General features: G+C 67.5%; 7 protein-coding genes. 6 read left to right on the plus strand and 1 reads right to left on the minus strand.

Annotated elements, in window-relative coordinates; translation table 11 throughout:
* A partial coding sequence (locus H5J30_RS01355) for an integrase core domain-containing protein (protein WP_181785282.1) occupies nt 1-290 on the plus strand: 290 nt, incomplete at its 5' end.
* A 513-nt stretch (nt 291-803) separates the two neighbouring features.
* Here H5J30_RS01355 and H5J30_RS01360 read toward each other — a convergent pair.
* Nucleotides 804-1,343: a hypothetical protein gene (locus tag H5J30_RS01360; RefSeq protein ID WP_181785283.1), complete on the minus strand. Its 540-nt coding sequence runs from the start codon at nt 1,341-1,343 to the stop codon at nt 804-806.
* A gap of 236 nt (nt 1,344-1,579) precedes the next feature.
* Between H5J30_RS01360 and H5J30_RS01365 the strand changes: the two genes are divergently transcribed.
* The 5 genes from H5J30_RS01365 to H5J30_RS01385 all read left to right on the plus strand — a co-directional run bounded on the left by H5J30_RS01365 (nt 1,580) and on the right by H5J30_RS01385 (nt 13,463).
* Nucleotides 1,580-2,476 carry a 5'-methylthioadenosine/S-adenosylhomocysteine nucleosidase family protein gene (locus H5J30_RS01365; protein WP_181785284.1) on the plus strand — a complete coding sequence of 299 codons (897 nt, stop codon included), beginning with the start codon at nt 1,580-1,582 and terminating at the stop codon, nt 2,474-2,476.
* A 65-nt stretch (nt 2,477-2,541) separates the two neighbouring features.
* On the plus strand, nt 2,542-6,723 hold the full coding sequence (locus H5J30_RS01370; protein ID WP_181785285.1) for an ATP-binding protein: 4,182 nt from the start codon (nt 2,542-2,544) through the stop codon (nt 6,721-6,723).
* A 73-nt stretch (nt 6,724-6,796) separates the two neighbouring features.
* On the plus strand, nt 6,797-8,374 hold the full coding sequence (locus tag H5J30_RS01375) for a phosphorylase family protein (protein WP_309505389.1): 1,578 nt from the start codon (nt 6,797-6,799) through the stop codon (nt 8,372-8,374).
* A gap of 24 nt (nt 8,375-8,398) precedes the next feature.
* Nucleotides 8,399-11,908, plus strand: a complete 3,510-nt coding sequence (locus H5J30_RS01380; RefSeq protein WP_181785287.1) for a P-loop NTPase — start codon at nt 8,399-8,401, stop codon at nt 11,906-11,908.
* Nucleotides 11,909-12,680: 772 nt separating this feature from the next.
* Nucleotides 12,681-13,463, plus strand: coding sequence for a CHAD domain-containing protein (locus tag H5J30_RS01385; RefSeq protein WP_258563005.1), 783 nt, complete (start codon nt 12,681-12,683; stop codon nt 13,461-13,463).
* Nucleotides 13,464-13,592: the final 129 nt, after the last annotated feature.

Genomic DNA, 13,592 nt, shown 5'->3' on the forward strand with positions numbered 1-13,592 from the left:
AGTTCCGGTCACGGAAGGTCGCCGCCGTGCTTACCCGGCACGGCCTGGTCGGCTCGATGGGCCGGGTCGGGGCGGCCGGCGACAACGCCGCGATGGAGAGCTTCTTCGCGCTGCTTCAGAAGAACGTCCTCGACCGCCGTGCCTGGGCCACCCGGAAGCAACTGCGGATCGCGATCGTGACCTGGATCGAGCGCACCTACCACCGGCGCCGGCGCCAGCGACGCCTGGCCCGTTTGACCCCGGTCGAGTACGAGACCATCATGAGCCCGCCCGCAGCTCTGGCTGCATAAACCCCGCTGTCACCCGATCATGCAGCAGTCCCGACATCCGCCGCTGCAGCGAGTGCGGCGACCAGAGCAAGCTCGGAATCCTGGTGCATTCCCGGCCCGGCGAAGTAACGCACCCCGGCGCCAACTGATCTCCCGCCCCGGCCTTCGAGCCTCCGCCCGTCGCCAGCCCGACGGCAGGCAGAGGCCCTTGCGCTTCCAACTCGGATCCCGGAGCCCCCGCCGCTCCGGGCCCGGCGGCCTGCCCCCAGCCTGCGCCCTGCGCACGAACTCCCGTCCTCCCCGCGAACGCTCAGTCCGCGCCACCCGCCCGCCGCCACGGACACCTCCGAGCGCAGCCAGTCCAGCTCAACCTCCGCCCCAGCCCCGGATTCTCACTCTAGATGCAGCCTTCTCAACCAAGTTGCTGCCTTGCAGGTCAAGCGCTAGTGAACGTCCGCCTCAGCCTCTCTCAGCTACCTACATCTACACAGGCCAGGCCGAGAACACAGCTTCACCATGAACGAGAAGGCACACCTACGGCCCGGTGTCGACGTAAAGAGTGATCTGGACCGCCAGAACGGCGACGGCCACGACCTCAAGCAGGGAGATGACAAGCGGGACGGCCGCGCCCGCTCCGTAGCCCCAGAAGACAGTCAAAGCCGCCAGCGGGACCGCGGCAAAGGCGGTGAGATCCACCGCGCACTGGATTACCTTGCGCTGGGCCCGGCGGGTATCGCGTCGGTGCGCCGTCTCCCACCCGAAGAGGCTTTCCGGTTCCCCTGCGAGTGCGCTCAGACGGGGTCCGAGATCGGTCCGTATGTAGCGGCCGATCGCGCTGATCTTCTCGTCGTTCACCAGGTATGTCCACCCCAGGACGGACGTGGCGGCGGGCAGTGCCAGCAGCAGTTCGGCGTGGCGTGTCTGGGCAGCGCCGATCAGTACCGTCACCATCGCGGCCAGGGTGACGTAGAGGAGGTTGTCCCGGAAACCTATCCGGGTCTTCTGTTCTTCCTTCACTCTGTCGTACTCAGCCAGGAGCAGCTTGCCAATGGTGATGTCATCTGTGGCTGTCACGCCTGGTCCTAGAGGTTCGGGGCGAAGGTGCGTCGACGGCCAATTCTGTACCCGCCAAGGAGCGGTGGGAAGGAAATCAGAGGCCGTTCCGATGTGGTCGGGCTGATCAACTCGAGAGCGGCGCCGAGGGTGGGACGGGGGCTGCGGTGAGGCGGCGGTAGGCTCAGCAGACGTTGCGGTTGTGAGGGGAACATCCTTTGCTCGTAGGTGAGTTCGGTCTACATAATCCGGTCGTTGTGCTGACGGCTATCGGTCTGGAGTACGAGGCTGTGCGTGCACACCTCATCAATCCGCGCCGAGTGGTGCACGAGGGGACATGGTTCGAAGCCGGTGAGGTCGCAGGCTCGGGTCATCAGGTCGTTCTCGCGGAGGTGGGACCGGGGAACCGGCCGACGGCGGTGATCGCCGAGCAAGCAAGGACTCGGTTCACACCCCGGGCAATCATCTTCGTCGGGGTAGCAGGCAGCTTGAAGCCCGACGTGAGACTGGGCGATGTCGTGGTCGCGAGCAGGATTTATGCGTACGACGGGGCCAAGCACGTATCCGACGAGGTGCTCGCACGCCCGGCGGCCTGGGCGGCCTCGCACGATCTGCTGCAGGCCGCGAAGCATGCGCTGCGCGGAACCGAGTGGACCGGCCGCGTACGTGCGGGAGCCTTCGAGTCAGACGGTCCGCCTACGGTGCACTTCAAACCCGTCGCAGCTGGTGAGACCTTGCTGAGTTCGATGGATTCCGAGCTGCGTGAGCGGCTCACCCGTGTCTTCAACGATGCGGTGGCCGTGGAGATGGAAGGCGCAGGGCTGGCCGAGGCGGCTGCTATCGGCGGAGTCAAGACCCTGACGATCCGGGGCATCAGCGACTACGCTGACGGCGCGAAAGCGTCGGCCGATGCTCGCGGTATGCAGGGGGTCGCTGCGGCCCACGCCGCAGCAGCGGCGATGACTGCTCTCGCTGCCCTTCCCCTCGGCGTCGGTGAAGGCGGTGTCGACGGGCAGGGCTCCAGCACATCTGATGGTGCTGCGGTGCAAGGGCTGACGCAGGTCAACACGGCGGACCGCAAGGGTGTGGTCAACGCCGTTCAGAACGGCTCGCTCACCATCAACCATCACGGGCCGCAAGCGACCGAGCGGTGAGCGGGGGCGACGAGCAGGCCGACGGTCCGCAGCCCGGAAATCCACACCCCGTCGAAGACCTTTCGATGGCACAGACCAATAGCGCCGATACTGGTGGCACGGTCAACGCCGTCCAGCACGGCAACCAGACCATCAACAACTTCCTCGGACCTGATGCGCAGCGGCTCTTCACGCAATGGGAGAGAAGTCTGCGGCGCACTCCCGGCACGTTGAGCATCGCTCCGGGCCAGGTACTGGCAATGGAACGTGAGACTCCGCTGGCCTCCCTGACCGACGCCCTCAGCACGGCCCAGGCAGGTCATGTGCTCCTCGTCCGAGGGGAACCCGGTGTCGGCAAGACCGCCCTGGTCTTGCGGTCCATCGACGAACTGCGCACCCGGTCCGTACACGTCCTGGCGGCCGCTGCGCCGGCAATGTCCCCGTACGCGGGCGGCTTGGACGAACTCATCCACGCACTCGGGGCCCAGGACGGCACATCGAAAGCATCTGCTCCTCACGGAATTCTGGTCCTGGACGGTGCTGAAGCCGCTCAGGAGGGGCTCGAAAGCCTCGTCGTGGAAGCCGTGGAGGCAGCGATGGGTGCCGGGCTCACCGCCGTTCTGGTCAGCCGGGACGACGCGGCGGACACTCTCCGGGACCTGCTGGACCGGGCTGGATGCACAGATGTCGGCGAAGTCATCGTGCCGTCCTTGGACGACCGGGAGATCGCCGAGATCCTGGCCTCGGCGCCGGAGTTGGCACGGCTCGCCAGTGATCCCCGATCACGCTGGCTGCTGCGCCGGATCGCCCTCATCGATCTGCTGCTGCGCTCCGTCAGGCGGGGCGCAGCACTGCCTGCTCAGCTAGCGAGTGAGGCCGAGGTCTACACCCATGTCTGGCTCGCGTTCGTGCTGAACAACCAGCGGATGGCCAACGGGGTAGTGCCCGAAGACCGCGGAGCGGCGCTCGTCTCTCTGGCAGAAGGACGGCTGACCGGCCGCCGCGCACCGTCCCTTCCCGGCCCCGCACTGGCTTCACTGCGCTCCGACGGCATCCTCGCTCCGCTCGGCGAGTCGTCGGCGACTTCGAACGAGGAGCACGCTTTCGCCCACGATGTACTGCGGGACTACGCCACCACCAAGCGTCTGCTGCTGGACGACGGCCTGTCCCTGCTGGACCTCCACGGGCCGCGGTGGGCCATTCGCGCCGGCCGTATCTTCTGCCAGATCAGGCTGCGGTCCGGGGCGGATGCGGCCGGAGGGTTCGTCACGCGGTGGAACCAGGTGCGCCAGCAGTTCAAGCAGCTGGCGGCCACGCACGGATCGCGGTGGAACGAGGTTCCCTGGGAGGCGGTGCTGTCCTCAGGGTGGTGCGCCGAGGCTCTCGCCGCACTGACTGAGGACCTGGTGCGCCGCCCCGAGCTTCTGAGCGAGCTGCTACGCTGCGTGACGTTGCGCTTCGGTGAGGATGGCGATCCGCTCGTCGCAGCCCCGGTCGTCGCCTGGCTGGCAGAGCACACGGACGTCTTCACGGACTACCGCAGCGAGCCGTGCGACACGCTCATGGTGACGTGGCTGCGGAGTGTCTCCGAACAAGAGATCCTGGGGGACGGCGTTCCAGACTACCGGCCGGTGCGGGTCCAACTGCGCGAGGCGATGTTTCGATCGGTGCCCAAGTTCCCCACGCCCGCGTTCATCGAGGCGCTGGCACTGCTCGGTGCGGATCGGGACGACGCTGCCGACACCCTGCTGCGACGGCTGGCCCGCGAACGCGCCCACACTTTGATGCCGGCAGTGGACCGTGGCGGGTCTGCCCGGTGCCTCGCCACGACGAACCCGGCGCTGCTCACGGAGCTCGCAGCGGCCTACTACGCGCCGTCGGCGGACCCGCTGCGTCTGCGTGGTGAGGTGCGGGGCCGTTCAGTGGGAAAGCATGAGTACCTCGGCATCCGCTCACAAGGGCAGGCTGCCTGGTGGCGGGGGCCGTTCTTCTCCCTGCTGCAGACGGATCCCGTGCGCTGCATGGAGCTGATCAGCACGCTTTTGGCTGCCGCCGTCCGGCCGGAGGACCGGTACAAGAGCGGAGACGAGCCGGATCCGGACAGCGCTTCTGCCCCGGCTCTGCGTGGCGACTTCCTGGGAACGGGAGACTGCGAGTATCCCGGCCGCGGGGACGCCTGGTCCTGGTATCGAGGCGCCCTGAACGGCCCACAGCCGTGCATGAGCGCGCTCATGGCTCTCGACCGTTGGCTGGACCAGCTGGTCCAGGGCCGTGTCATGCCAGCTCGCAGGGCTGCGGAACTGGTGCTCAGACGGGTGGGGACCGTGGCCGGGGCCGGCCTCGCCTACGGCATTTTGGTACGGCATCTGGACGAGATCAGCGACGAGCTGGACGGCTTCCTGGCCTCACCCCTGGTCTGGGAGCTTGAGAACGGTCGCACCGTCGCCGACATGATGTTCCGCAGGAGTAACGAGCTCCCTGGCGAGGAGCACCTGAAACTCTCCCCCGCCCAGGTGGCGATGTCTCTGGTTATCGATGCCAAACGACGTGGGGACAACGCGGCCGCGGCACGATTGCAGGCCGTTGCAGGACGGCTTCGTTCAGCCGCGACCGATGTCATTGATGACCTGACACTCAGATTCTGGGCCGATCACCTGGACTGTGAACGTTTCGTTCTGGTGAGAGACGGCGGTCAGGCGGCCGTCGAGGTACAACCGTCCGAGGCCATCCGGCAGGAGCTTGAGCGGCGCCGTGGCCGGTCGGACCTCACGTCCAAGCAGTATGAGTTGCTCAACCGATATGCGCTGCACCAGGATCTTCCCGGCCGCATCGGTCCGTCGGCGCTGACAGAACCCAGCCAGTTGGAGAGCGACCTCCAGACGGCACGGAGCCTTCTCGACCACGCGGATTGCAGCACACAGAGGCTCGGCGGCGTGTATGCGGTTGCTGCGGCCGCCGTGTGCGCGGCGGCGAATGGAACCCTGGTGGCGGTCGAGGAGCTCTGCTGGTCGGTCGATCTTCTGACGGAGGTCGTCCTCGACTGCCCTGCGCATCTCGATGCGGATGTGTCTGACACGATCCAGCCTTGGGAGGGCAGCCGTCAGGCGGCCCTCGCACTACCACGCAGCCTTCTGCCGACGGTCGCGTTGTTGGCCACGGCCCCTCTTGGCACCGAGCGTGTCGGGCGTATCCGTGAAGCTGTCCTGCGGTGTAGCGCGCACCCGGTCCATGAGGTGCGGGCCTACGCAGCCGAAGGGCTGCGTCCGTTGTGGTCCGCCCCGTGCTCGGCCACAGTGCGCTCATGTCACCACACCGTGGCGTGGGAGGCCGTGGAAGCCGGCCTCCGTCTCGTGGTCGAGGACGCCAACAGCCTCCTTGCCTCTCGCGCAGAGTCCTTGCGCCCGCCTGCGGCGGCGCTGGACCAGCTGACCGGCGAGGAGCTGTCGCTCCCCGTCCTAGGCACGGCGTTGCCTGCGATCCTTGAGGCCGCCCGCCTGCAGCATTGCAGGACGGCCCAGGCCCGGTCAGTACGAGCCCCGGTTCTGGACGCCTATGCGCGCGCGGCCTGCGTCTGGGGCGACGGTGGATACCACCGGCACTCGGAAGAGCATGGTGCGGTGGCGGAAGCGCTCCTTCGTAGCGGTGCCGAAGAGCCGACGGTGATGACCGGCTTCGTGGACACACTCACGGTGTCCCCCGCAGCGCTCAGCCATCTCCTGCATGGCCTGAAGATTGCCGCCACTTACAGTCCCGAGCTGGCGAAAACTCTCGGCGTTGTCTGGCCTCACATCATGGAATCGGTTCTGACCCGCCCACTGCCTACCGAGCAGGTTGACCGCTTCGGACACCAGGAGCGGCTGATGGAAGAGCTGGTCCCCAACCCCACGCCGTCCGGCGCGGACTTGCATGTGGACAGCACGCTGGCCAGGGCCCGGCGCACGTGGCTGACGTTGGGCCCTTTGCGTGACCTGATCGACAGCTGGACCACCTCTGCGGGCACAGAGAGGTTCGCCATCGACAATCTCGTCGGGTTCCTCAAGGCACAACCGATCCATGAACAGATCGAGCCGGGTATGCGGTGGGTCCGGCAGCTCTGCGTCAGCAGCAACGGAGCGGTCGACTCGGCGGGGTTCTTGCTTGTCGAATGGCTGCAGGACCTCCGCTCTGAGGTGACCGCTTCTGCCCGTCCCCACTATCGGGCGGTGGTCGACGGCCTCGCCCTCGCACAACACCCGAGTGCCCCAGCACTGCAACGGCTGGACGAATGACCCACCCAGGCTCCAACCTCGCCCAGGCGCTCAGGCCCCGGCCACAGGCATTGCCCTGATGCGATGCTCAGCCGTGAAGTACGATCTCCGGCCGCCGCCGGGTGCCCTCACCGACAGCGATAAGGAATCTGCCTTGCACCAACCGAACAGCCCCCGTGTGGTGGTCCTGACCGCACTTCCTCTGGAGTACGAGGCGGTGCGCGTGCACCTGACGAACCTGGAGAGTGCAGAGCATGAGGCGGGGACCCGGATCGAGGAGGGCTCGCTGCCGGGCACGCCTTGGCGGGTGGCGATCGCCGAGCTCGGTGAGGGCATTACGAATGCCGCCGCCCTCACCGAGCGGATCAACTCATGGCTGAAGCCGGCCGCCCTGTTCTTCGTCGGAGTCGCCGGAGGTCTTAAGGACGGCGTCGAGCTCGGTGACGTCGTGGTTGCGACCAAGATCTACGCCTATCAAGGCGGCAAGCAGGACCCCGCCCAGTTCCTGGCCCGCCCGAACGCTTGGGACGCCTCCCACCGGCTTGAACAGGCCGCCCGTCATGCCCTGCGGTCCGACGAGTGGACCTCGCACATCCGCAGCCAGCGGCCACCGCGCCCGCCCGCCGTGCACCTCAAGCCCATCGCCTCCGGCGACGTCGTACTCAACTCAGCCGACAGTGCGCTCTCAGCCCAACTGCACCACACGTACAACGACGCGGTGGCGATCGAGATGGAGAGCGCCGGCTTCGCCCGTGCGGCACACCTCGCCGACCAACTGCAGGCCCTCACAATCCGCGGCATCAGCGACAAGGCCGACGGCCTCAAGCACACGGCGGACGTGGGAGGAAGCCAGCCCCAGGCAGCCGCTCACGCCGCCGCAGCCGCCATCACCGTGATCACGGCGCTCACACCCTCGACCTCGGCCTCCAACGCCTATCCCGCCGCCAATTCCGCGGAGGTCGGCACCGCGCGCACTCCGCACAACGGAGGTAGGCGGCCAACGGCCGACGGCTCGGGCCCCCAGTGGGAGCCGATGGCCGATGCCGTCGAGGTGAACTGGCGCAGAACGGGCCACAACTCACCCTTCAGCACGAGTGCGGCCGCCCTGGAGATCCATCTCGTCCCGGTCCCTTCCGGCAGCCGCATTGAGGTACGTAGACTGGCCCAGCTTGGTGACCAACTTATCCGCACCGGCCGGGAAGACGGCTTCTTCACTCTCTCCGAGCTGCTCGATACAGCTGCCGACGACCAGCACGCTCTGGTGACCACAGCGGGCGGTGGCCAAGGCACTACCGGACTGGCAGTCCTGCGCACAGGACAACGCTCCGCATGGCAGCCGCTCCCCCACGACGGCATGGGAGCCGTACTCGACCCGGTTGAGCTGCCCCAGCAGATCGCCCGGCTACTGGCTCTCCTCCTCAGGTTGCCACTGCCCGACCCGCTGTCCGTCGCCCTGGGTATCGGTATCGATCCAGCCACCATGGTCAGCGAAGACACCATGAGCCGCTTGCCCCGTAGCACGGCCCAGTTCCCGATGAGACACGACCTCTTGCGAGTCCACCCGGACGAATCGCTCACCATGAAGGAGCTGAACGCCAAGAGCGACAGCGTCGCCGAGGAGCTCGCTGCTCGCCTGCTCGCCAGCTTCCGTACCCCGCGCCGCAGTTTCTGACGTAGCCGAGAAGAAAGACGCACGATGGACATGAAGAGCGGGCCAGGCGGTACGTCTCCTGACGCTACGGGCTCTGGCACCCACCCTTCTGTTCAGACGAACTCAGCGACGCACGGCGGCACGGCAAACGCAGTACAGAACGGCAATCTGACGGTTAATCAGTACTTTCACGCGGATCCCAGCGCGCCTAATCCGTGGCTCACACCGCAGGAAGCGTTCAACGATCCGCAGGCTGCCGCATACTTCAGCCATCATTGGGACCTGGTCGGACGGTCCGATCTCGTCGAACAACTGCTCTCCTTCGCCTTGGCTGATGACGACACCGAGGGCAGGATCGGTGTCCTCGTGGGCGCGGCGGGCGGCGGCAAGAGCCGTGTGCTGCAGACGCTCGCGGCAGAGTTCACCCGCCGCTCTGAAGGCGTCGTGCAAGTGCTGCTCGCCACCGAGGGCGTACATCAGCATGCTGTTGAGCAACTGCCTCAACACGACAGTCTGCTCGTCATCATCGAGGACGCCCACCAACGTCCCGACGAGTTGGCGGCGATCATCCGGGCACTCCGCCGTGAACGGCCCGGGGCCGTCCTGGTCGTCTCCACCCGACCGTCCGGCACGACAGTACTCAGGGGGACGTTCAGGCAGTTGCGGGTGGACGACGCGCGGGTTTCTACGTGGGAACTCGGCGAACTCTCGACGCAAGATGCCTCCCGCCTCGCAGAACAGGCGCTCGGCGAGGCAAAGCGGCACCTGGCTCGCCGGCTTGCCGCGACTGTGGGTGATTCACCGTTCCTACTGGTGTTCAGCGCGCTGGAGATCGCACGCGGCAGGCTCGATCCCCAGCGGATGGAGAGCGATGCCCGCCTGCACCGGGAGGTAGTGGAAGCGTTCATCGAAACGGCCCTGACGGACCCGGCGACGCGCGACCAGGACCGAGCCGTGCTGCACACCGTCGCGGCGCTGCAGCCCGTGCGCACGGATGTCCCGCGCTTCGTCAAGTCCATGGCGGCACTGCTCGGCACCCCTGACAGCGTCCTTCAGGTCCAGCTGCGCCGGCTGGTGAGCAGCGGAGTGCTGGCACGCAGGGGTGCCTCGCACCGGATCCTTCCTGATCTCCTGGGCGATGTGCTGCTGGCCGAGGCCGCCATCAATCCGGACACCGGTGCCTCCACCGGCTTTCTCGAGCGCGTCCTGGCCGAGATCGACGGAGAACCGCTGACAAACGCACTGGTCAACGCTGGCCGAGTGGACTGGCAGTGGAGCCGGCTCAGGTCGACCGGCCGGTCCCCCTTCGAGCCGCTGTGGCACACCATCGAACAGGAGTACACCGACGGCGATGCCTCGACCCGCAGCCAGCTCCTGAAAGTCATACGCAACATCGCCCCGTTCCAGCCACGGCGCGTCCTCGGCCTCCTGCGTCCAGAGGTGGAAGTCGGCCCGGCCGATGCGCCTCGCCTGCTGGACGACGTTCCTCCGGTGCTGGCTGCGGTTGCGCAGGACCCCGAGCATCTCGGTGAGGCCCTCGACCTGCTGTGGAAACTCGGACAGCACGACATGCGTCCCCTCCGCTCGTCCTCCCAGTCGGCACTGGGGCTATTGAGCGACCTCGCCTCCTACTCACCCGACAAGCCCTTGCTCTACCAGGAAGCGGTGGTCGAAGCGGTCGCCCGATGGGCGCAGCAAGGCCCGGTGCGCACCGCCGACCGAATGCCATTCGCCCTGCTGGGCCGGATCTTCGAGCCCGTGGCGGAGGGACACGAGTTCGACGGCCGGACGCTCACCATCTCGCGTCTGCCGCTGCTGGCTGAGCGTGTGGCGCCGGTGCGCGACCGGGCGTACCGGGTACTGCTCGAGGCGTACGGCTCGGCGGACCGTATCAGGGCGGGCGTGGCGGCACGGAGTTTCGCGGAGGCTCTCAGCGGCCAGGTCGGGCAGTTCGCAGACTGGCTGGTGCCCGCACTGGAGGCGTTGGCGGCGCGCACACGTGAAGTCCGGCCCGGGCCGTTGGTGGCGCTGGCCGTGCGGCGGTCGGTCCACTGGCATGTGGCGTACGGCTCTCCGGATGCCGCGGCCGCAGCGCGCGTAGTCCTGGAAGCCCTGCCTGACTCGCTTCCGCACCGGCTTGCCGTACTGCTGCACAGCGACTGCCACGAATGGTCGGTAGGCGAGGACTACGACTACGAAGCGACCGAGAACAGCTGGAGCCGTCGACTGGCCGAGGCATCCTCCCAGGCCGCAGTTTGGGACGACGCCACGGCCTGGGACGCCTTGCGCGACCTGCTGGAGCAAGGGATACAGATATTCGCCGAGGCTCCGCCAGGTTGCACGGCCCTCATCGCCGGCATGGCCTCGGAACGACCTACGCATGCGGCGGCAATCATCCGCGGAGCCCTGGAGTGCAGCGACATCACAGCGGATCTCGTCCTTCCGCCAGCGTTGAAAGCCCTGTGGAAGGACGAGCCCGACACTGCCTGGCAGATGGCGGCGGAACTTGCGGACGCCAGTCGCGCCGCACCGGTCCGCGCCGTGCTCCGAGCCAGCGCGGCACGGCTGGCGGCAGGGGACGTACTGCATCCGCACGAACTCGCGATTGCCCGTCAGCTGGCCACCCGTGCCGACAGCGCCGTGGGCACGGATGTCTTGCGCCTGGCCGTCTCGATGATCCGCAATGCGTCTTCGCGCGAAGACGCCATCGCGCTTGTCTGCTCAGTCCCGTTCTCCGGTCTGGCGCGCGGCGCGGCGGACTTCTGCTGGGCATTCATCGGCCCGGCCGGCCTGTCGTGGTCCGAGTTCACTCCGGAGCAACGGAAACGGTGTCTGGCGGAGTTGGCCAAGACACGGACGATCGATGACCATCGAGTCAAGTGGGCCGTCGCGGCTCTGTCGGATAGTCACGAGGACGAGGCATTGGACCTGCTACTGACCCGGCTGGAGTCGTGGGAGCAGGATCCCAAGCCGGGCTTCGATCCACTGCCCTTCGCCTGGCATGCTCGATCCCCCTTCAAGAACAGCCCGCGCCGCGTCGAGCTATTGCGGAGGCTGACGCGATGGTTCGAAGAAGAGCGTGAGCACCCATGGCGGCGCGAGCTGTACGGCACCAAGCTCTTCGCGACCGTCGCCGGAAACGTGTACGACAGCGCCGCACGTGACGTGCTGCTGGAGGTGTTCAGGTCGGGTGAGCACCAGCGGATAGACGCTGTTGCGCCACTGCTGAGCGGCGCACATCGCGGACTCCTCTGGGAGGAGACCCAGTTCGTGGCCGAGGTGCTGAGCGCCGCCGTCCAGCTCTCGGAGGAGCTGTACCGCAAGGTCGGCGGCAGGCTGATGAGCTCCGTGACAGACGGATCAAAATCGACCTCCCCCGGCGAACCGTACCCGCAAGATCTTGAAATCCTGCAGCGCGCCACGGAAATCCGGGCGACGCTGCGCGCCGGCTCTCCGGAGGAGCGGCTGTACGCCGCACTGCAGGACTACGCAAACACGCAGATCGACTCAGCCCGCAGAGAAGATTCCAATTTCGACGCCCGCCGAACTTGGTGAGCAGCGCCTCGTCTCATGACGTCAATGCCGTGGCCCGCCGGCTACGGCCATCAGATACAGGGGCCCCAGCGATCGGGAACGGTCAGATGGCCAGGTGAGCTGGCCATCGCGACGCGTGCCCGGCCGGGCAGAAGGGCCGCTTGCGGTGCTGCTCCCGGACATCGACGCGGAGCTGACCGTCTGGGACAACGACCACGCGCCGTGGTCCGAGGAACTGCTCCCCGTGGCCGAGCCGGCGTACTGGCTCATGCGCTGGCTGCAGAGCCCCGAGGCCGGGGCAGAGGGGACTCACACTCGACTCGATGTCCACGGATCCGGGCCTGAGTCACATCGTACGGACCGATAGCGGGTGGATCGTCGGAACTCCTCCAGCTGAATGTGCGGACGTCTCCCGTCACCTGGGGTCCCATGGAGGTCAAGATCAGGAAGTTCGTGCGCTCCGTACGCAAAGGCGGCGCCGGGCCGGGGAACGCCCCGCCTCCATCCCCGAGCCCTGATGCACGCTCCAGTACGGCCGACGCCGCAGGCAGGACTGAACCGATTCCCGACTTCACCCAGCGAAGGGCAGGTGCCTCCCGCGCGAGCGGCGAGGAATCACTCAGCTGGACCCCAGGATTCTCAATACATCTGCGGGATTTTCATCCAACTTGCAGCAGAGCAGGTCAAGCACCATTACGACACGAAAGAACTGCCCAAGACATCTCTCAGCCACCTGCTGCATCGCAGGTCAGAGACCTCTCTCTACTACAACAAGAATGAGAACTCACACCGGATGACCGCGAAGCTCAGGGACCTCGACCCAGCCGTCCGGCGCGACACACCCGACGCGGTGCATCAGATGCGCACCACGGCCCGCCGCCTGCGCAACTGCCTGCGCTCCTACCGCTCCGTCCTCGATCGTAACGTCACCGATCCGATCCGCCGCGACCTGCGGTGGCTGGCCCGGTCGCTCGGCGCGGAGCGCGACCACGAAGTGCTCAACGAGCGGCTGGCCCTCGGCGTATGGGAGGAGCTGCCCGGCGAGCTGGTACGCGGCCCGGTCACCGCGCGGCTGCAGGCCTGGGACGTGGCGCAGCGGGCCGAAGGCCGCCGGCGCACCCTCGACGCGCTCGCCTCGCCCCGCTACCTGGAGCTGCTGAACCGGCTGGCGGCGCTGACCGACGCTCCGCCGCTGGGCCCCAAGGCCGCCGGGAAGCCCAAGAAGGTAATGGTCAAGGCCCTCCTTAAGGAGTACGACCGGCTCGCCGAACACATGGACCGCGCGCTGGAGATGCCCCCCGGGCCCGAGCGCGACGCCGCGATCCACCACGCCCGCAAGACCGCCAAGCGACTCCGGTACGCCGCGGAGACCGCCGGCCCGGCCCTGGGGAAGCCAGCGCAGCGGCTCCGCAAGCGTGGCAAGGCCGTCCAGCAGGTGAGCGGCGACCAGCACGACGGCGTCGTGGCCCGCGAAGCTCTGCTTCGCATGGCGGTCTCCGCGCATACGGCGGGTGAGACCGCCTTCACCTGGGGGCTGCTGTACGGCGAGGAGCGGGCCGCGGCCGGCGCACGGTAGAGGCAGCTCCCCGAGGCGTGGGCCCGGGCGCACCCGGCGGCTCGGCGCAAGGCCCTGCGCGGCTGAACCGCCGTGCCGCCGACCCGCCACGGGGACCGTACGCGACCTCCACACGTCGCCGCCCTGGCG

This window comes from Streptomyces phytophilus, from assembly GCF_013870535.1.
In the GTDB taxonomy this organism is placed as follows: domain Bacteria; phylum Actinomycetota; class Actinomycetes; order Streptomycetales; family Streptomycetaceae; genus Streptomyces; species Streptomyces phytophilus.